Annotated in this window: 15 protein-coding genes and 1 tRNA gene; 15 read left to right on the top strand and 1 reads right to left on the bottom strand. The window is 68.7% G+C overall.

What is annotated here, in order from left to right:
* From C4T42_RS25150 to C4T42_RS25085, 14 genes are all read left to right on the top strand, one after another.
* Nucleotides 1–684, top strand: a 684-nt coding sequence (locus tag C4T42_RS25150) for an EF-Tu/IF-2/RF-3 family GTPase (protein WP_244603274.1), incomplete at its 5' end; no start/stop codon positions are given.
* A 176-nt stretch (nucleotides 685–860) separates the two neighbouring features.
* A tRNA-Trp gene (locus tag C4T42_RS25145) sits at nucleotides 861–937 on the top strand.
* 182 nt (nucleotides 938–1,119) lie between these two features.
* The gene (secE, locus tag C4T42_RS25140; protein WP_020096222.1) at nucleotides 1,120–1,416 is read left to right on the top strand and encodes a preprotein translocase subunit SecE; all 297 of its coding nucleotides are present in this window, start codon (nucleotides 1,120–1,122) and stop codon (nucleotides 1,414–1,416) included.
* A 76-nt stretch (nucleotides 1,417–1,492) separates the two neighbouring features.
* Complete coding sequence (gene nusG, locus C4T42_RS25135; protein ID WP_012320778.1) at nucleotides 1,493–2,026, top strand: transcription termination/antitermination protein NusG; 534 nt, start codon at nucleotides 1,493–1,495, stop codon at nucleotides 2,024–2,026.
* A gap of 218 nt (nucleotides 2,027–2,244) precedes the next feature.
* Nucleotides 2,245–2,694: a 50S ribosomal protein L11 gene (rplK, locus tag C4T42_RS25130; protein ID WP_010686899.1), complete on the top strand. Its 450-nt coding sequence runs from the start codon at nucleotides 2,245–2,247 to the stop codon at nucleotides 2,692–2,694.
* Between the two features lie 11 nt (nucleotides 2,695–2,705).
* Complete coding sequence (gene rplA / locus C4T42_RS25125) at nucleotides 2,706–3,404, top strand: 50S ribosomal protein L1 (RefSeq protein ID WP_020096224.1); 699 nt, start codon at nucleotides 2,706–2,708, stop codon at nucleotides 3,402–3,404.
* Between the two features lie 258 nt (nucleotides 3,405–3,662).
* The gene (locus C4T42_RS25120; RefSeq protein ID WP_020096225.1) at nucleotides 3,663–5,306 is read left to right on the top strand and encodes a B12-binding domain-containing radical SAM protein; all 1,644 of its coding nucleotides are present in this window, start codon (nucleotides 3,663–3,665) and stop codon (nucleotides 5,304–5,306) included.
* 539 nt (nucleotides 5,307–5,845) lie between these two features.
* Nucleotides 5,846–6,364 (top strand): 50S ribosomal protein L10, encoded by a 519-nt coding sequence (gene rplJ, locus C4T42_RS25115; protein ID WP_026605422.1) that lies wholly within the window; start codon nucleotides 5,846–5,848, stop codon nucleotides 6,362–6,364.
* Between the two features lie 49 nt (nucleotides 6,365–6,413).
* Nucleotides 6,414–6,791 carry a 50S ribosomal protein L7/L12 gene (gene rplL, locus C4T42_RS25110; RefSeq protein ID WP_020096227.1) on the top strand — a complete coding sequence of 126 codons (378 nt, stop codon included), beginning with the start codon at nucleotides 6,414–6,416 and terminating at the stop codon, nucleotides 6,789–6,791.
* A 245-nt stretch (nucleotides 6,792–7,036) separates the two neighbouring features.
* On the top strand, nucleotides 7,037–11,161 hold the full coding sequence (gene rpoB / locus C4T42_RS25105; RefSeq protein ID WP_020096228.1) for a DNA-directed RNA polymerase subunit beta: 4,125 nt from the start codon (nucleotides 7,037–7,039) through the stop codon (nucleotides 11,159–11,161).
* Between the two features lie 176 nt (nucleotides 11,162–11,337).
* Nucleotides 11,338–15,549 (top strand): DNA-directed RNA polymerase subunit beta', encoded by a 4,212-nt coding sequence (gene rpoC / locus C4T42_RS25100; protein ID WP_026605423.1) that lies wholly within the window; start codon nucleotides 11,338–11,340, stop codon nucleotides 15,547–15,549.
* A gap of 425 nt (nucleotides 15,550–15,974) precedes the next feature.
* Complete coding sequence (locus C4T42_RS25095; protein ID WP_103986048.1) at nucleotides 15,975–17,072, top strand: cell wall hydrolase; 1,098 nt, start codon at nucleotides 15,975–15,977, stop codon at nucleotides 17,070–17,072.
* A gap of 212 nt (nucleotides 17,073–17,284) precedes the next feature.
* A complete protein-coding gene (locus C4T42_RS25090) occupies nucleotides 17,285–17,869 on the top strand; it encodes a hypothetical protein (protein ID WP_103986047.1) in 585 nt (194 codons plus the stop codon).
* 73 nt (nucleotides 17,870–17,942) lie between these two features.
* A complete protein-coding gene (locus C4T42_RS25085; protein ID WP_103986046.1) occupies nucleotides 17,943–18,929 on the top strand; it encodes an MDR family oxidoreductase in 987 nt (328 codons plus the stop codon).
* A 12-nt stretch (nucleotides 18,930–18,941) separates the two neighbouring features.
* Here the strand turns inward: C4T42_RS25085 and C4T42_RS25080 are convergent, their stop codons facing one another.
* Nucleotides 18,942–19,751 carry a class I SAM-dependent methyltransferase gene (locus C4T42_RS25080; RefSeq protein WP_103986045.1) on the bottom strand — a complete coding sequence of 270 codons (810 nt, stop codon included), beginning with the start codon at nucleotides 19,749–19,751 and terminating at the stop codon, nucleotides 18,942–18,944.
* Nucleotides 19,752–19,880: 129 nt separating this feature from the next.
* Between C4T42_RS25080 and greA the strand changes: the two genes are divergently transcribed.
* A complete protein-coding gene (gene greA, locus C4T42_RS25075; protein ID WP_020096234.1) occupies nucleotides 19,881–20,354 on the top strand; it encodes a transcription elongation factor GreA in 474 nt (157 codons plus the stop codon).
* The last annotated feature ends 2 nt before the right edge of the window (nucleotides 20,355–20,356 follow it).

The following is a 20,356-nucleotide window of genomic DNA, read 5'->3' as shown; positions in this document are numbered from 1 at the left end:
ATCACCAAGGGCTCGGCGCTGATGGCGCTCGAGGACAAGGAGCCGAAGATCGGCAAGGAGGCGGTCCTGGCGCTGATGGCGACCGTGGACAGCTACATCCCGCAGCCGGAGCGTCCGATCGACATGCCGTTCCTGATGCCGATCGAGGACGTGTTCTCGATCTCGGGCCGCGGCACGGTGGTGACGGGTCGCGTCGAGCGCGGCATCGTGAAGGTGGGCGAGGAAGTCGTGTTCGTCGGCGTCCGGGCGACCACCGAGACGACGGTGACGGGCGTGGAGATGTTCCGCAAGCTGCTCGACCAGGGGCAGGCGGGCGACAACGTCGGCGTGCTGCTGCGCGGCACGAAGCGCGAGGACGTGGAGCGCGGCCAGGTCGTGTGCAAGCCGGGTTCGGTGAAGCCGCACTCGAAGTTCAAGGCCGAGGCGTACATCCTGACCAAGGAGGAGGGCGGCCGCCACACGCCGTTCTTCACCAACTACCGGCCGCAGTTCTACTTCCGGACCACGGACGTGACCGGGATCTGCACGCTGCCGGAGGGCACCGAGATGGTGATGCCGGGCGACAACGTGACCATGGACGTGGCGCTGATCGTGCCGGTGGCCATGGAGGAGAAGCTGCGCTTCGCCATCCGCGAGGGCGGCCGCACCGTCGGCGCCGGCGTCGTCGCCGCCATCAACGACTGACGATCGATCCGGGGCGGCGCCGCGCGCCGCCCCGCCTCTCCGACGCCGGCTCCCGTCTCGACGGGGCCGGCGTCGTCGTTTCGGGCGGGCGGGGTCCTGTCGGCGCCGCTTCCCGTCTACTTCCCGCAAGCGACCCCTTGCAAGCCGCGCCGCGATGGGGCATTGGGCGGTGCGCTAGGAGTGTAGCTCAACTGGTCAGAGCGCCGGTCTCCAAAACCGGAGGTTGCGGGTTCGAGTCCCTCCACTCCTGCCAGACATTCAGCCCGATCCCGCGCGGCGGCCCGGTCGACAAGCCAGGGGACTTGCGCTAGAGCGGGCGCAATCCGAGATCTGAAGCGACCGTCGGTGCGGGCCCATCCGGGTCCTCGGCGCCGACATTCGCATTCCCGGATGCGGTCTCTGCCTCGGGGCCGAACACGCACAGACACTGGCGCCATGGCATCGAACGAAGCGACCAAGAAGGTGGACCTAGTGCGCGGCGCGGCCCGCGGTCCCGCGAATCCGCCGCCCGCCCGGCCCGCGACCCCCGCCCGCGCGCCGCAGAAGCGCGCCACGCCGGGCGAGTTCTTCGCCCAGGTGCGCGACGAGGCCCGCAAGGTCACGTGGCCGACCCGCCGGGAGACCACGATCACGACCATCATGGTGTTCGTGATGGTCGTCGCCGCGAGCCTGTTCTTCACGGTCGTGGATCAGGCCCTGCGCTTCTTGGTCGGCCTGATCCTGGGCGTCTGAGAAATCCTGGGCGTCTGGGGGCGGCTCGCCGCCGATCGGGGGTGACCCCGGGGACTTGTCGGAGTTGAACGGAACCGTGTCGAAGCGCTGGTACATCGTCCACGCCTACTCGAACTTCGAGAACAAGGTTGCCCAGTCCATCAAGGACCAGGCGGCCCAGCGCGGGCTGACCGAGCTGTTCGACGAGGTGATGGTCCCGACCGAGAAGGTCGTGGAGGTCCGCCGCGGCCGGAAGGTCGACGCGGAGCGCAAGTTCTTCCCCGGCTACGTGCTGGTGAAGTGCGACCTCACCGACGAGGTCTACCACCTGATCAAGAACACCCCGAAGGTCACGGGCTTCCTCGGGGCCGACAAGTCGAAGCCGGTGCCGATCCCGGACGCCGAGGCCGAGCGGATCAAGGGCCAGGTCGCCGAGGGCGTCGACCGGCCGAAGCCCTCGATCTCCTTCGAGATCGGCGAGACCGTCCGGGTCGCCGACGGCCCGTTCGCCAGCTTCAACGGCACCGTCGAGGAGATCGACGACGCCCGCTCCCGCCTCAAGGTGGCCGTGTCGATCTTCGGCCGCGCCACGCCGGTCGAGCTCGAATACGCCCAGGTCGAGAAGGCCTGAGCCTCCTGAGTCCGGCGGCCGCCCGGCCGCCCATCTTTCCCGGCCCTCGCTGAGCGGCGGCCGCGAAGCCGCCGCATCCCGTTCGCGGATGCGGCACCATCCGCGGGAGAACCGCCCGGCTTCGCCTCCGGGATCCACGGCTCGCACCGCGACCTGCAACCGTCCGACCCGCCGCGCTTCAGGCCGCACGGGGGCGGATTTTCATTGGGAGCAGTCCCATGGCGAAGAAGATCACGGGCTACGTGAAGCTTCAGGTCCCGGCCGGCGCCGCCAACCCGTCGCCGCCGATCGGCCCCGCGCTCGGTCAGCGCGGCCTCAACATCATGGAATTCTGCAAGGCCTTCAACGCGAAGACCGCGCAGATGGAGAAGGGCACCCCGATCCCGGTGATCATCACCGCGTATCAGGACCGCTCCTTCACCTTCGAGATGAAGCAGCCCCCGGTCACCTTCTTCCTGAAGAAGGCCGTCGGCCTGAAGCTCGGCAAGAAGCCGGCCTCCGGTTCCAAGACCCCGGGCAAGGGCCCGACCGTCGGCAAGATCACCGAGGCGCAGCTTCGCGAGATCGCCGAGAAGAAGATGCCCGACCTCAACTGCGACACGGTCGAGTCGGCCGTCGCGATGATCCGTGGCTCCGCGCGGGCCATGGGCCTCGAAGTCGTCGCGTAAGGGAGGGCAGCATGGCTAAGGAAGGCAAGCGCATCCGCGCCGCCCGCGAGGGCATCGAGGCGACCAAGCTCTACGCGCTCGACGAGGCGATCAAGCTGGTCAAGGAGCGGGCGACCGCGAAGTTCGACGAGACCGTCGAGGTCTCGATGAATCTCGGCGTCGATCCCCGCCACGCCGACCAGATGGTCCGCGGCGTCTGCAACCTGCCGAACGGCTCCGGCCGGACGGTGCGCGTGGCGGTCTTCGCCCGCGGCGCCAAGGCGGACGACGCCAAGGCCGCCGGTGCCGACATCGTCGGCGCCGAGGATCTCCTCGAGATCGTGCAGAGCGGCAAGATCGAGTTCGATCGCTGCATCGCGACCCCCGACATGATGCCGCTGGTCGGCCGTCTCGGTAAGGTGCTGGGCCCGCGCGGCCTGATGCCGAACCCGAAGGTCGGCACCGTCACCATGGACGTGAAGGGCGCCGTCGCCGGCGCCAAGGGCGGCTCGGTCGAGTTCCGCGTCGAGAAGGCCGGCATCGTCCATGCCGGCGTCGGCAAGGTCTCGTTCGACGCCGACAAGCTCGTCGAGAACATCAAGGCCTTCGCGGACGCCGTCGCCAAGGCGAAGCCCGCGGGCGCCAAGGGCACCTACGTCCAGCGCATCGCCGTCACTTCGACGATGGGCCCGGGCGTGAAGGTCGAGCCGAACACGGTCCTGACCGCCTGAGGCGCGACGAATCGTCGACGCTGCGGAGCGCCCGGCCGGGAACGGCCGGGCGCTCTGCGTTCGCGGGATCGGTGCTCGTCCCTGTCTCGGACCTGTCTCCGACGCAGGCCTGTCCAGGGCGCGTGGCAGGCGCGGAATACGGTCGGTGACGCGACAGGAAGACAAGCCGCGATGGGCCGGCCCGAACCTGCGTCCCTCACGCCATTCTTAACCGCCGAGGGGGGCGCCAACGGCCGCGGCTGTGCTAGATAGGCCGGCATGCGATGCACCCTGACGGTCACCTCCAAGCGACGCATCCTGTGCGTCTTTCCCGCCTACACGCCGTCCTTCGGGACATTCTCCCACGCCTACCCGCTGATGGGCGGGGTGAAGGCGTTCATGCCGCCGCAGGGGCTGCTGCTGATCGCGGCCTACATGCCGGAGGCTTGGGAATGCCGGTTCATCGATGAGAATATCCGCCGCGCGGGCCCGGCCGACTTCGCCTGGGCCGACGCGGTCTTCGTCTCCGGGATGCACATCCAGGAGCCGCAGATCCACGATATCCGCGACCGCGCCCGCGCGGCCGGGAAGGTGACGGTGCTGGGCGGCCCCTCGGTCTCGGGCGCGCCTGAGAAGTACGGCGACTTCGACTACCTCCATATCGGCGAGATCGGCGACGCCACCGACCAGCTCGTCGCCCGCCTCGACGCGGACCTCACGCCGCCGCCCGCCCAGGTGGTGCTGGAGACCAAGGATCGCCTCCCGCTCGCGGACTTCCCGGCACCGGCCTACGAGGCGGCGCCGCTCAAGCGCTACCTGATCGGCTCCCTGCAATTCTCCTCGGGCTGCCCCTACCGCTGCGAGTTCTGCGACATCCCGCAGCTCTACGGCCGCCAGCCGCGCCTGAAGAGCCCGGAGCAGATGTGCGCCGAGCTCGACGCCATCGTCAGCCAGCCGGGCCACCCGGCGGTGGTCTACTTCGTCGACGACAACTTCATCGGCAACCGCAAGGCGACCCGCGAGATGCTGCCGCACCTCGTGGAATGGCAGAAGCGGAACAGCTACCCGCTCCAGTTCGCCTGCGAGGCGACGCTGAACATGGCCAAGCAGCCCGAGATCCTGGAGCTGATGCGGCAGGCCAACTTCATGACGGTGTTCGTCGGGATCGAGACCCCGGAGGCGGACGCCCTCAAGGGCATCGACAAGACCCACAACGCCGCCGTGCCGATGTACGAGGCGATCGAGACCCTCAATTCCTACGGGCTCGAGGTGACCTCCGGCATCATCCTGGGCCTCGATTCGGACACCGACAAATCCGAGCAGAACCTGATCGACTTCATCGACCGCTCGGCGATCCCGGTCCTGACCATCAACCTGCTCCAGGCCCTGCCCAAGACCCCGCTCTGGGACCGGCTGGAGCGCGAGGGCCGGCTCCTCCACGACGCCAGCCTCGAGTCGAACGTCCTGTTCAAGCGCCCCCACGATTCGGTGGTGAGCAGCTGGCGCCGGGCGATCGCGCACGCCTACGAGCCGGAGAAGATCTTCGAGCGCTTCAAGCACCAGTGCGCGGTGACCTACCCGAACCGCATCACCACGCCGACGGCCGGCAAGCTCACGTTCACCAACCTGCGCCGCGGCCTCATCCTGGGCTTCAACATCATCACCCGCGTCGGGATCTTCTCCGACTACCGCAGGCCGTTCTGGAGCGCGGCCGGCTACGCGCTGAAGCGCGGGCAGATCGAGGCGGTGTTCAACATGGGCTTCGTGGCCCACCACCTGATCCGCTTCACCCGCGAGGCCCTGCGCGGCGAGCACAACGCCTCGTTCTACGCCGCGAAGGCCGCGGAGGCGAAGGCCGCCCGCGACCGCAGCTGGTGGGAGACCGCGCGGCGCAAGCTGGTGCCGGAGCGCGAGGCGGCCTAGCCGGGGATCCCGGGAAGGGCCCCGAGCGATGCAGCGGCGGCAGGGTACCCGCGCAAGTCCTTGCCTGCGGCGGAAAAGTCGCGCTCCGGCCCTTGGCAGGCGGCTTGCTAGGCTCTATACACCGCGCCTCACGCATTTCATCCTCACGGAAGGAGAGCGGCCGATCGGCCGGTTTCCGCTCGAAATGTCGCCCGGGCAACCGGGTGGCACTGGCCGGAAGGATCCCAGGGGCGACGAGTCCCGCGGAGCCTTGTCCGGCCATGTCCTGTCCGAGACTGCAGGTGCCGGTTCGCCGGCTTAATCCGCCAGCCTGCACAGACGGGGAAGACCGAATTCGAAAAGCCTCGCCCCGGCCCCGGCCGCGGAGGGGTGTCGGTTTGAACCAACTCGCCCGAGGCGGCCCGAAGGGGCACGCGCGGGGACAGGGCCGCGAAGCGTCGTTCGGACGTTCCCGGTCTTCCTGAAGGCCGAGACCACGTCCGGGCGGCATGTGCAACCGGCGGACCCGAGACCGGGTTCCGCCAACCGGAGAGAGCCCAGTGGACCGGACAGCTAAAGCTGATCTCGTCTCGACGCTCAACGGCGTGTTCAATCAGAGCGCCGTCGTCGTCGTGGCCCACTACAAGGGCCTCACGGTCGCCGACATGCAGAAGCTGCGCGCGCAGATGAAGCAGGCCGGCGCCACCGTGAAGGTCGCCAAGAACAGCCTCGCCGGCATCGCACTCGATGGCACGGACGTCGCCTCCATCAAGCCGCTCCTGAAGGGCCCGACCCTGCTCGCCTATTCCGGCGATCCGGTCGCTGCCGCGAAGGTCGCGGTCGATTTCGCCAAGGTCAACGACAAGCTCGTGATCCTCGGCGGCGCGATGGGGAAGACCGCCCTGAACCCGGACGGCGTGAAGGCGCTCGCCTCGCTCCCGTCCCTCGACGAACTGCGCGCCAAGATCGTGGGCCTCGTGCAGGCGCCCGCGACCAAGATCGCTCAGGTCGTCAACGCGCCGGCGGCGAAGCTCGCCCGCGTGTTCGGGGCCTATGCCAACAAGGACGAGGCCGCCTGAGGCCCTTCAAAATCCATCCGTTCAAACCGATATCTGAGAGGAATTCAAAATGGCTGATCTCGCCAAGCTCGTCGACGACCTGTCCTCGCTGACCGTGCTCGAGGCCGCTGACCTGGCCAAGATGCTCGAGGAGAAGTGGGGCGTCTCGGCCGCCGCTGCCGTCGCCGTGGCCGCCGGCCCGGCCGCCGGTGGCGCCGCCGCCGCTGCCGAGGAGCAGACCGAGTTCACGGTCGTCCTCGCCTCCGCCGGCGACAAGAAGATCGAGGTCATCAAGGAGGTCCGCGCGATCACCGGCCTCGGCCTCAAGGAGGCCAAGGACCTGGTCGAGGGCGCGCCGAAGCCGATCAAGGAAGGCGTCGCCAAGGACGAGGCCGAGAAGCTCAAGGCCCAGCTCGAGAAGGCCGGCGCCAAGGTCGAGCTCAAGTAAGTCGACGATGGGCCGGTCCCGGCCCATCACCCCACGAAGGCTCCGCGCGAGCCTGTCGTGACCGGAGCCCGCGGGTCAGCGCCCGCGGGCTTTAGGCCGCTTCGGCGGATGGTCCCGGAACGGGACCGGCAAGAGATTCGGTTCGGTGGCGCGGCTCGGCGGGGCGCGCGTCACGGCCCGGTGCGGGAGGTCCCTTTCGGGAACGCTTCCCCGGGCGCGAGGCACGCGGGTAGGAGCGAGGTCACATGGCCAACACGCTGGTCGGTCGCAAGCGCATTCGGAAGTTCTTCGGCAAGATCAAGGAAGTTGCCGAGATGCCGAACCTCATCGAGGTTCAGAAGGCGTCCTACGACCAGTTCCTGATGGTCGACGAGCCCGAGGGCGGGCGCGCCGACGAGGGGCTGCAGAGCGTGTTCAAGTCGGTGTTCCCGATCTCCGACTTCGCCTCCACGGCGCTGCTCGAGTTCGTGCGCTACACCTTCGAGGCCCCGAAATACGACGTCGACGAGTGCCGCCAGCGCGGCATCACCTTCGCGGCCCCGCTGAAGGTCACGCTGCGCCTCATCGTGTTCGATGTCGATCCGGACACCCAGGCGAAGTCCGTCAAGGACATCAAGGAGCAGGACGTCTACATGGGCGACATGCCCCTGATGACGGAGAACGGCACCTTCATCGTCAACGGCACCGAGCGCGTCATCGTCTCGCAGATGCACCGCTCGCCGGGCGTGTTCTTCGACCACGACAAGGGCAAGACCCACTCCTCGGGCAAGCTCCTGTTCGCCGCCCGCATCATCCCGTACCGAGGCTCCTGGCTCGACGTCGAGTTCGACGCCAAGGACATCGTGCACGTCCGCATCGACCGGAAGCGCAAGCTGCCGGCGACGTCGCTGCTCTACGCCCTGGGTCTCGACGGCGAGGAGATCCTGTCGACCTTCTACAACAAGGTCGTCTACGACCGGGACGGCGCCGACTGGCGCGTGCCGTTCGACGCCGAGCGCATGAAGGGCATGAAGGCCACCGTCGACCTGATCGACGCCGATTCCGGCGAGGTCGTGCTCGAGGCCGGCAAGAAGCTGAATGCCCGCAACGCCCGCCAGATCACCGAGAAGGGCACCAAGTCCCTCAAGGCGACCGACGAGGATCTCGTCGGCCAGTACGTCGCCGAAGACCTCGTCAACGTGCAGACCGGCGAGATCTGGGCCGAGGCCGGCGAGGAGGTCACCGACAAGCTCCTGAAGAGCCTGGAGGAGGTCGGGATCACCGAGCTGCCGGTGCTCGACATCGACCACGTCAACATCGGCCCCTACATCCGCAACACGCTGGCGGTGGACAAGAACTCCAACCGCGAGGGTGCGCTGTTCGACATCTACCGGGTCATGCGCCCGGGCGAGCCGCCGACCCTCGAGACCGCCGAGGCGATGTTCCACTCGCTGTTCTTCGATTCCGAGCGCTACGACCTCTCGGCGGTCGGCCGCGTGAAGATGAACATGCGCCTCGACCTCGACGCCGCCGACACCGTGCGCACGCTCCGCAAGGAGGACATGCTGGCGGTGGTCAAGGCGCTCGTGGAGCTGCGCGACGGCAAGGGTGAGGTCGACGACATCGACCACCTCGGCAACCGCCGCGTCCGCTCGGTGGGCGAGCTCATGGAGAACCAGTACCGCCTGGGCCTCCTGCGCATGGAGCGCGCCATCCGCGAGCGCATGAGTCAGGTCGACATCGACACGGTCATGCCGCAGGACCTGATCAACGCGAAGCCCGCGGCCGCGGCCGTGCGCGAGTTCTTCGGCTCGTCGCAGCTGTCGCAGTTCATGGACCAGACCAACCCGCTCTCCGAGGTGACGCACAAGCGCCGCCTCTCGGCGCTGGGCCCGGGCGGTCTGACCCGCGAGCGCGCCGGGTTCGAGGTGCGCGACGTGCACCCGACCCATTACGGCCGCATCTGCCCGATCGAGACGCCGGAAGGCCCGAACATCGGCCTGATCAACTCGCTCGCCACCTTCGCGCGGGTGAACAAGTACGGCTTCATCGAGACCCCGTTCCGCCGCGTGCGCGACGGCGTGGTCACCGACGAGGTCGCCTACCTCTCGGCCATGGAGGAGGCGAAGTACTACGTCGCCCAGGCGAACGCCCAGATGGACGAGAACCGCAAGCTCACGGAGGACCTCGTGGTCTGCCGCCGGGCCGGCGAGGTGATCGTCGTCGGGCCCGAGCGCGTCGACCTCATGGACGTGTCGCCGAAGCAGCTCGTCTCGGTGGCCGCGGCGCTGATCCCGTTCCTCGAGAACGACGACGCCAACCGCGCGCTGATGGGCTCGAACATGCAGCGCCAGGCGGTGCCACTGGTCCGCGCCGACGCCCCGTTCGTGGGCACCGGCATGGAGGCGGTGGTCGCCCGGGATTCCGGCGCCGCCATCGCGGCCCGCCGGGCCGGCATCGTCGACCAGGTGGACGCCACCCGCATCGTCATCCGCGCCACCGAGGAGGCCGACGCCAACAAGCCGGGCGTCGACATCTACCGGCTGCAGAAGTTCCAGCGCTCCAACCAGTCGACCTGCATCACGCAGAAGCCGCTGGTCCGCGTCGGCGAGTTCGTCAAGAAGGGCGAGATCATCGCCGACGGTCCCTCGACCGAGTTCGGCGAGTTGGCCCTCGGCCGGAACGTGCTCGTCGCGTTCATGCCGTGGAACGGCTACAACTTCGAGGACTCGATCCTGCTCTCCGAGCGGATCGTGAAGGATGACGTGTTCACCTCGATCCACATCGAGGAGTTCGAGGTGATGGCCCGCGACACCAAGCTCGGGCCGGAGGAGATCACCCGCGACATCCCGAACGTCTCCGAGGAAGCGCTCAAGAACCTCGACGAGGCCGGCATCGTCTACATCGGTGCCGAGGTGAACGCCGGCGACATCCTCGTCGGCAAGATCACCCCGAAGGGCGAGAGCCCGATGACGCCCGAGGAGAAGCTGCTCCGCGCCATCTTCGGCGAGAAAGCCTCGGACGTGCGCGACACCTCCCTGCGGGTGCCGCCGGGCGTCACCGGGACCATCGTGGAAGTCCGCGTGTTCAACCGCCACGGCGTCGACAAGGACGAGCGCGCCCAGGCGATCGAGCGCGAGGAGATCGAGCGCCTCGCCAAGGACCGCGACGACGAGCAGGCGATCCTCGACCGCAACACCTACGCCCGCCTCGCGGACGTGCTGATCGGTCAGGCGCCGGTGGCCGGCCCGAAGGGCTTCCGGAAGGACACCACGCTCACCCGCGAGCTGATCAACGATTACCCGCGCTCGCAGTGGTGGCAGTTCGCCGTCATCGAGGACCGTCTCATGACCGAGATGGAGGCGATGCAGAAGCAGTACGACGAGTCGAAGAAGCGCCTCGAGCAGCGCTTCCTCGACAAGGTCGAGAAGCTGCAGCGCGGCGACGAGCTGCCCCCCGGCGTCATGAAGATGGTCAAGGTCTTCGTGGCGGTGAAGCGCAAGATCCAGCCGGGCGACAAGATGGCCGGCCGTCACGGCAACAAGGGTGTCGTGTCGCGGATCGTGCCGATCGAGGACATGCCGTTCCTAGAGGACGGGACGCATGCCGACATCGTGCTCAACCCGCTGGGCGTGCCCTCGCGCATGAACGTCGGCCAGATCCTGGAGACGCACCTCGGCTGGGCGGCTGCGGGCCTGGGTCGCAAGGTGTCGAAGGCGGTGGATGCCTATCTGAAGTCGCAGGACATCGCGCCGCTGCGAGAGGAGATGAAGGCGATCTACTCCCCGGGCGAGCTCGACGGCCTGACGGACGAGGAGCTGGCCGAGGCCGGCAACAACGTCCGCCGCGGCGTGCCGATGGCCACGCCGGTCTTCAACGGCGCCAAGGAGGCCGATATCGAGCAGATGCTGGAGATGGCCGGTCTCGACCGCTCGGCGCAGTCGACGCTCTACGACGGGCGCACCGGCGAGCCCTTCGACCGCAAGGTGACGATGGGCTACATCTACATGCTGAAGCTCCACCACCTCGTGGACGACAAGATCCACGCGCGCTCGATCGGCCCGTACTCGCTCGTCACCCAGCAGCCGCTGGGCGGCAAGGCGCAGTTCGGCGGCCAGCGCTTCGGCGAGATGGAGGTCTGGGCGCTGGAGGCCTACGGCGCGGCCTACACGCTGCAGGAGATGCTGACGGTGAAGTCGGACGACGTGGCCGGCCGCACCAAGGTCTACGAGGCGATCGTCCGCGGCGACGACACCTTCGAGGCCGGCATCCCCGAGTCGTTCAACGTGCTCGTCAAGGAGATGCGCTCGCTCGGCCTCAACGTCGAGCTGACGTCCTCCAAGAAGGCCGCCAACGACCAGCTTGAGCCCCCGGCCGACGCGGCCGAGTAAGAGAGAGACCACACCTCCCGTGGCGGCGGTTGCCCGCCGCCACGGTCGAGCGGGAAGGGGAGGGGCCTTCCGGGGTTCGACGACGGTGAGCAGCGCCCGCGCGGGGCGCGGCGCCGGATCTTTTTCAGGACGCGGTGGCCCGGCGCGGGGCTGCCGGCGTCAACAAGGAGCGGATCATGAACCAAGAGGTCATGAACCTTTTCAACCAGCAGGCCCAGCCGGTCAGCTTCGATCAGATCAAGATCTCGATCTCGTCCCCGGAGAAGATCCTCTCCTGGTCGTACGGTGAGATCAAGAAGCCCGAGACCATCAACTACCGGACCTTCAAGCCCGAGCGCGACGGCCTGTTCTGCGCGCGCATCTTCGGGCCGATCAAGGACTACGAGTGCTTGTGCGGCAAGTACAAGCGCATGAAGTACAAGGGCGTCATCTGCGAGAAGTGCGGCGTCGAGGTCACCCTCGCGCGCGTCCGGCGCGACCGCATGGGCCACATCGAGCTGGCCGCCCCCGTCGCGCATATCTGGTTCCTGAAGTCGCTGCCGAGCCGCATCGGCCTGCTGCTCGACATGGCGCTCAAGGACCTCGAGCGGATCCTGTACTTCGAGTCGTACTGCGTCATCGAGCCGGGCCTCACCCCCCTGAAGGAGCGTCAGCTCCTGTCGGAGGAGGAGTACCTGCGCGCGCAGGAGGAGTACGGCGAGGACTCGTTCACCGCCATGATCGGCGCCGAGGCCATCCGGCGCATCCTGCAGGAGCTGGACCTCGACAAGATCGCCAACGATCTGCGCGAGGAGATCGCCGTCACCACCTCGGAGCTGAAGCCCAAGAAGCTCCTGAAGCGGCTCAAGATCATCGAGGCCTTCCAGATGTCCGGCAACAAGCCGGAATGGATGATCCTCACGGTCGTGCCGGTGATCCCGCCGGACCTGCGCCCGCTGGTCCCGCTGGACGGCGGCCGCTTCGCGACCTCCGACCTCAACGACCTCTACCGCCGCGTCATCAACCGCAACAACCGCCTGAAGCGGCTGATCGAGCTGCGCGCGCCCGACATCATCATCCGCAACGAGAAGCGGATGCTGCAGGAGGCCGTCGACGCCCTGTTCGACAACGGCCGCCGCGGCCGCGTCATCACGGGTGCCAACAAGCGCCCGCTGAAGTCGCTCGCCGACATGCTCAAGGGCAAGCAGGGCCGGTTCCGCCAGAACCTGCTCGGCAAGCGCGTCGACTACTCGGGCCGCTCAGTCATCGTGGTGGGTCCGGAGCTGAAGCTGCACCAGTGCGGCCTGCCCAAGAAGATGGCGCTGGAGCTGTTCAAGCCGTTCATCTACGCCCGCCTCGACGCCAAGGGCTTCTCGGCCACCGTCAAGCAGGCCAAGAAGCTCGTGGAGAAGGAGAAGCCGGAGGTCTGGGACATCCTCGATGAGGTGATCCGCGAGCACCCGGTGATGCTGAACCGCGCGCCGACGCTGCACCGCCTCGGCATCCAGGCCTTCGAGCCGAAGCTGATCGAGGGCAAGGCGATCCAGCTGCACCCGCTGGTCTGCGCCGCGTTCAACGCCGATTTCGACGGCGACCAGATGGCCGTGCACGTCCCGCTGTCGCTCGAGGCGCAGCTGGAAGCGCGCGTCCTGATGATGTCGACCAACAACATCCTGCACCCGGCCAACGGTCAGCCGATCATCGTGCCGTCGCAGGACATCGTTCTCGGCCTCTACTACCTGTCGATCGTGGCCGAGGGCGCGCCGGGCGAGTTCAAGCCGGGCAACACCAAGAACCCGATGCAGGGCGTCTACGGCGACATGGGCGAGCTGGAGCACGCTCTCGCCGCCAAGGCCGTGTCGCTGCACTCGAAGATCAAGTGGCGCTGGACCGGTATCGGCCCGGACGGTGAGCCCCTGACCAAGACCTACGAGACCACCCCCGGCCGCGTGATCCTCTCCGGCGCCCTGCCGAAGCACGCCAAGGTGCCCTTCGACGTCGTCAACAAGCTGATGACCAAGAAGGAGATCTCGGCGATGATCGACACCGTCTACCGCCACTGCGGTCAGAAGGAGTCGGTGATCTTCTGCGACCGGATCATGGCGCTCGGCTTCAACCACGCGTTCAAGGCCGGCATCTCGTTCGGCAAGGACGACATGGTCGTGCCGGAGAACAAGTGGTCGATCGTCGACACGACCCGCGCGCTCGTGAAGGATTACGAGCAGCAGTACAACGACGGCCTGATCACCCAGGGCGAGAAGTACAACAAGGTCGTCGATGCCTGGGCCAAGTGCTCGGACAAGCTGGCCGCCGAGATGATGGGCCGGATCTCGGCCGTCCAGAAGGACGAGCACGGGGCCGACAAGCAGGTCAACTCGATCTACATGATGAGCCACTCGGGTGCCCGCGGCTCGCCTGCCCAGATGAAGCAGCTTGCGGCGATGCGCGGCCTCATGGCCAAGCCGTCGGGCGAGATCATCGAGACCCCGATCATCTCGAACTTCAAGGAAGGCCTGGACGTTCTGGAGTACTTCAACTCCACGCACGGTGCCCGTAAGGGCCTGGCCGACACCGCCCTGAAGACCGCGAATTCCGGCTACCTGACCCGCCGCCTCGTCGACGTGGCCCAGGACGCCGTCATCCGCGAGGTCGATTGCGGCACGACCAACGGCATCAAGATGCGCGCCATCGTGGATGCCGGCCAGGTCGTGGCGACGCTCGCCACCCGCATCCTGGGCCGTGCCACGGCCGAGGATCTGGTGGCCGCGGACGGCACGGTGATCGTCAAGACCGGCGAGACCATCGAGGAGCGGCACCTTCCGGCGATCAACGCCGCCGGCATCCAGGAGGTGAAGATCCGCTCGGTGCTGGTCTGCGCCACCAAGAGTGGCGTCTGCGCCACCTGCTATGGGCGCGACCTCGCCCGCGGCACGCCCGTCAACATGGGCGAGGCCGTCGGCGTCATCGCGGCGCAGTCGATCGGCGAGCCGGGCACGCAGCTCACGATGCGCACCTTCCACATCGGCGGTGCGGCCCAGATCGCCGACTCGTCGTTCATCGAGTCGAGCTTCGAGGGCACGATCAAGATCCGCAACCGCGCGATCGCCAAGAACTCCGATGGCGATCTGATCGCCACCGGCCGCAACGTGGCGGTGGTGGTCGTCGGGTCGGACGGGGTCGAGCGGGCGGTCCACCGCCTGCAGTACGGCGCCAAGCTCCGAGTCGACGAGGGTGACAAGATCAAGCGTGGGCAGCGCATCGCCGAGTGGGATCCCTACACCCGTCCGATCCTCACCGAGGTCGACGGCATCGTGGCCTACGAGGACTTGGTCGACGGCCAGTCCATGACCGAGACCACCGACGAGTCGACCGGCATCGCCAAGCGCGTCGTCGTCGACTGGCGCGGCTCGGCCCGGACCTCTGACCTCAAGCCCGCGATGGTCGTGGTCGATCGGGACGGCAAGGCGCTCAAGCTGCCCCGCGGCTCGGACGCCCGCTACTTCCTGCCGGTCGACGCCATCATCGGCTTCGATCCCGGCGCGAAGGTGAATGCCGGCGACATTCTCGCCCGCGTCTCGACCGACTCGGCCAAGACCCGCGACATCACCGGCGGTCTGCCGCGGGTGGCGGAGTTGTTCGAGGCAAGGCGCCCGAAGGACGCGGCGATCATCGCCGAGAAGTCGGGCACCATCGCGTTCGGCCGCGACTACAAGAACAAGCGTCGGCTCACGCTGACGCCGCACGACGGCTCGGAGGCGGTCGAGTACCTGATCCCGAAGGGCAAGCACATCCACCTGCAGGACGGGGACGTGGTCGAGCTCGGCGATTACATCGTCGACGGAAACCCGGCCCCGCACGACATCCTGGCGATCAAGGGCGTGGAGGAACTCGCGGCCTACCTCGTCAACGAGATCCAGGAGGTCTACCGGCTGCAGGGCGTGTCGATCAACGACAAGCACATCGAGGTGATCGTCCGTCAGATGCTGCAGAAGGTCGAAGTGACCGACGGCGGCGACTCGGACATCCTCTCGGGTGACCAGATCGACCGGACGGAGTTGACCGACTTTAACGAGAAGCTGCTCGCCGAGGGCAAGAAGCCGATCCAGGGCGTTCCGGTCCTGCTCGGCATCACCAAGGCGTCGCTGCAGACCAAGTCGTTCATCTCGGCGGCCTCGTTCCAGGAGACCACCCGCGTCCTCACCGAGGCGGCGGTCAACGGCAAGGTCGACACCCTGGAGGGCCTGAAGGAGAACGTCATCGTCGGGTCGCTGATCCCGGCGGGCACGGGCTCGATGGTGGCGGATATCCGCTCCATCGCCCGCCGCCGCGACGCGATGATCCTGCAGCAGAAGCAGGCCGAGAGCGGCGCCATGCCGGTCGAGGAGCTTCCGCCCGCCGCCGCCGAGTGAGGCCGTCGGCAGGTTCGTGACGCGAGAGGGCGGCCTTCGGGCCGCCCTTTCTCGTTCCGGCCTGCCTTTGTCCGGCCGTGTCCCCTCACCAACTCGAACGCCGTCTTTGCGAGCGCAGCGAAGCAACCCAGTGTCGCGCCACGCTGGAAGACGTCCCGCTGCCCTGGGTCACTTCGCTGCGCTCGTGATGACGGGCCGGGCAGTGTCGACTGCAACCCCGAAACCGTATCGAGACGCGCGCGACCGTCCGGCCTTAACGGCAGGTCAACCATACCGCGCGATAAATTCGGCGCGGCCGCAGAAACACCCTGGAAACGGGGAGGATCGGGCCGGTTCGGGTGCGTGAGTGCGGGTCTGGCGTCGTGGGCACGAGACGAGGACGGGAATCGAGCCTGCGCTGGCTCTCGGCGGCCCTGACGCCCTGGATGGTCGGTCTGGGCCTGCTGGTGTCGTTCACCGCCGACGCCGGCACGGAGAACGCCATCGGGGCGAGCCGGCTCGGGGTGATCGATGCCGACACGGTCCCGCCGCTGCCGCCCGGCACCCTGCTGATCGGATCGGCCCTCCGCCGCCTCGGCGACGAGCCGCCCCAGGCGACCTTCAAGACCGGCGCGCACGTTTTCCCGGTCGTGCAGCGGGCCGGCAAGGGCGACCCCGCCCGGCCGCCGGCCGAGAGCTTCGCGCGCCGGGCCGCGAACCTGCGCGAGGCGGGCGGCGCCCTGGTGTTCGGCGACGTTACCGGCAGCGTCACCGGCGTGCTGACGCAGGGCTCCGCGATCTGGGACCCGGAATCCGAGCCGGAAGCCGCCTTCGTCCCCGTGCCGGATCTCGGCCTCACCACCGGCAGCGGCACCGCCGCCTCCACGGGCGCGGGGACGGCCGACCTCACCGAGGATGGCGGCCCCGAGCGCTTCGACGGCTCGACCCCGCCGGTGCCGCGGGCCATCGCGCTGTCCTCCACGACGCCGGCACCCGCCGACGCCATCCCCGTCGAGATCGCCGCGGCGAGCCTCGCGCTCCCCGATTTCGCGCTCCGCACCGAGCGGCCCGACAGCGCCCAGCCGGTGCCCGAGGACGCGCGCCGGCGCTACGCCGACCTGATCGACCCGAACGCCCTCGACAAGGAGCAGCGCTGCCTCTCCGAGGCGGTCTATTTCGAGGCCCGGAGCGAGCCCGAGGCCGGCCAGGCCGCCGTCGCCCAGGTGGTGCTCAACCGGGTGAAGAGCGGCCTCTACCCGGCGAGCGTCTGCGGCGTCGTCTACCAGAACCGGCACCACTACATGGGGTGCCAGTTCTCCTTCGCCTGCGAGGGCAAGTCGCTGCGCATCACCGATGCCGGCGCCTGGGAATCCGCCACCCGCATCGCCCGCTCGGTGATCGAGGGCCGGACCTACCTCGCGGAGGTCGGCGCCGCGACCCACTACCACGCCGACTACGTGCGTCCGGGCTGGGCCCGCCGTCTGCGCAAGATGGACGTGATCGGCCGGCACATCTTCTACCAGCTCCGGGCCGGCCAGACCTGACCCGGGCCGGACCGGACTTCATAAGAGAGACTGTCGAAGATCCGAACAATCCTACCTAGGTAGGCGACGCCTAAGCAGTCGAAACCAAGGGTTAATTTTACCTTCGTTCCCGATAATGCTTGCGCGCCGGGCAACGAGTCTGGCCTCTGGTACGTCGAGACGAGCGCCGCGTCCGCGCCGCGTCTCGTAGTAATGCGTATCAGAGGACTTCCATGACCGCGCCGGTCGCTCGCACCGCTCTCCTCGCCGCCGCCCTCGGCGGCGCGCTCCTCGCCGCACCCGCCCAGGCCGGCGGCTGCTACGGCTCCGAATGCTATCGCCGCGTCGTCACGCCGCCGGTCTACGACACCGTGCAGGAGAACGTGCTGGTGCGCCCGCCCCGCACGGTCTACCGGACCACGCCGCCGGTCTACGACACGGTGTCGGAGCGCGTGATGGTCTCGCCCGGCGGCCGCTACTGGCAGACCAGCCGCGGCCCCGGCGGCGAGCTGATCGGCTGCTGGGTGACCACGCCGCCGCGCTTCGCCGTCCGCACCCGGACCGTGCTGATCCGCCCGGCGCAGACGATCCCCGAGACGATCCCGCCGGAGTATGCCAGCGTCAGCCGCCGCGTCCTCGTCGCGCCCGCCCGGGCCGGCTGGGCGCCGATCGGCGGCGGTTACGGCTACCGGCCCGCGGCCTACGGCGGCCCGCTCGTCGGCTCGATCCCTGACGCCCTCGGCATCACCGGGGCCAGTTCCTCGGATATCGGCGTCGGTCTCGGCTTCTACACGGGCAGCCAGTACGAGGGATACTGAGCCGGTCACGACCGCGCCCGTCTTGATTCCGGGCGTCCCGGCCACACCTCACCGCGCGAAGCGGGAGGTGACGATGGGGACGTTCAAGGCCTGGGTGGTCGAGAAGAACGAGGCCGGCCAGAGCCTCGCCTTCACGGACTTCGACGACGCCGACCTGATGGACGGCGACGTCACCGTGCGGGTGACGCACTCGACCCTGAACTACAAGGACGGCCTCGCGCTCACCGGCAAGTCGCCGGTGGTGCGCCGCTTCCCGATGATCCCGGGCATCGACTTCTCGGGGATCGTCGAGACCTCGGACCACCCGGAGTACCGGCCGGGCGACGCGGTCGTGCTCACCGGCTGGGGCGTCGGCGAGACGCATCTCGGCGCCTACGCGCAGCGCGCCCGTGTCAAGGGCGACTGGCTGGTGCCGCTGCCCCAGGGGCTCACCGCCGAGCAGGCCATGGCGGTCGGCACCGCCGGCTACACGGCGATGCTGTGCTGCATGGCGCTCGACGCCCACGGCGTGAAGCCCGAGCACGGTCCGGTCATCGTCACCGGCGCCTCGGGCGGCGTCGGCTCGGTGGCGGTGGCGCTCCTCGCCCGGGCCGGCTGGCACGTGATCGCCTCCACGGGCCGGGACGGCGAGTCCGATTACCTGAAGGGCCTCGGGGCCGCCGAGATCCTCGACCGGGCGGAGCTGTCGAAGCCCGGCAAACCCCTCGGCAAGGAGCGCTGGGCCGCGGGGGTCGACGCCGTCGGCTCCACGACCCTCGCCAACGTGCTCGCCATGACCCGGGCGGACGGCGCCGTCGCGGCCTGCGGGCTGGCGCAGGGCATGGACCTGCCGACCTCGGTGGCGCCCTTCATCCTCCGCGGCGTCTCGTTGCTCGGCATCAACAGCGTCACCACCCCGCAGCCGAAGCGCCGCGAGGCCTGGGCCCGGCTCGCCCGGGAGCTCGACCTGGCCAAGCTCGCCGCCATGACGAGCACGGTCCGCCTGGAGGAGGTCGGTCGGCTCGGCGAGGAGATCCTGGCCGGCAAGGTCCGAGGCCGGACCGTCGTGACGGTGGCGTAGGTCCGGCGCCCGTCAGGCGGCTTTCCGGGCCTGGAGCAGGTAGCTCATCGGCAGGAGCCGGTCGGCGGCGAGCACGTCGCAGGCCGTGCTGCTGATGTTGTCCGGAAACTCCCGGAACCGCTCGATCGCGAGGCCCGCACCGATCAGGCTCTCGATCAGCATCCCGACGGGATGGGCGAACCAGTAATGCGGTCCGACCCGCGGGGCCGGCCCGTCGCCGTACACGATGGCGTCCTCGCCCACGAACGGCGCCGTGCGGAAATAGGAGTGCCGGACCAGGAGCGGCTGCTCCGCCCGCGGCTCGAACATGTTCACGACGGGGTGCTCCTCGTGGATGAGGATCCGGCCGCCCGGGTGCAGGAGGCGCGCCGCCACGGCGAGGAAGCGCGGCAGGTCGGGCATCCAGCCCAGCACGCCGATGGTGATCACCGCGAGGTCGTAGGCACCGTCGTGCTCCGCGTCGATCGCGTGCACGTCGCCCGCGACGAAGCGGCAGTCGCGCCCGGCGATGCCGGCGAGGTCCCTGGCCTGGGCGAGGAACGCCTCCGACTGGTCGAACCCGGTCGCCGACCGGGCGCCCAGATTCATCAGCGACACCGTCTCCCGCCCGTTGTTGCAGCAGAGCTGCGCGACGGAGGTCCCGGCGAGCCCGAGCGCCCGCAGGGCCGCCTCCATCGGCGGGTCGAAGCAGGAGAAGCCGGGATCCCGCGCGAAGTTCTGCGTCAGCCGGTCCCAAGACGGGTCGCTCCGGTGCAGCGGCGCGGAGGCATCCCAGGCCTGGCGGTTGGCGGCGACGGCCTCGGCGGCGGACAGGGACGACATCGACGGCTCCGGATGAATCGCCGGAGAGTCTAGCGAGCGGTGCCCGTGTCGCGCCACGGCGAAAACGCCGGGCCGGCCGAACCGCCGTCGCGCGGGAACCTTTGCCGTACCTCGCGTGTTGGCGTCTTCATGAGCGTCGCATTCGTCAAAGAGCCCGAGGGTGGGGAAGCGTTCGAGAATCTGCCGGATCGGCCGATCTCGCCGCACACGAACTTCGTCACGCCGGAGGGGCTCGCGCAGATCGAGGCCGAGGTCGCGCGTCTGGAGAAGGAGGTCGCCTCGCTGGATCCCGCCGACAAGGCGGAGGATTCGCGCATCGGGCGCGACCTGCGCTACTGGGCGGCCCGGAAGAACACCGCGCAGCTCGTGGAGCCCAGGGGCGGCGACACCGTGCAGTTCGGCTCCACCGTCACGGTGGTCCGCGAGGACGAGTCCGGCAAGGAGACCCGGCAGACCTTCCGGATCGTCGGCGAGGACGAGGCCGACCCGCACAAGGGCTCGATCTCGTACGTGGCACCGCTCGCCCGCGCCATCACGGGCAAGACGATCGGCGACGTGGTCGAGGTGAACGGCCACGAGGTCGAGGTCGTCGAGATCCGCTGACG

Source organism: Methylobacterium sp. 190mf (genome assembly GCF_900107945.1).
Classification (GTDB): Bacteria; Pseudomonadota; Alphaproteobacteria; order Rhizobiales; family Beijerinckiaceae; genus Methylobacterium.
Note: the sequence above shows the minus strand (reverse complement) of the source record. Positions and strands in the feature narration are given on the sequence as shown.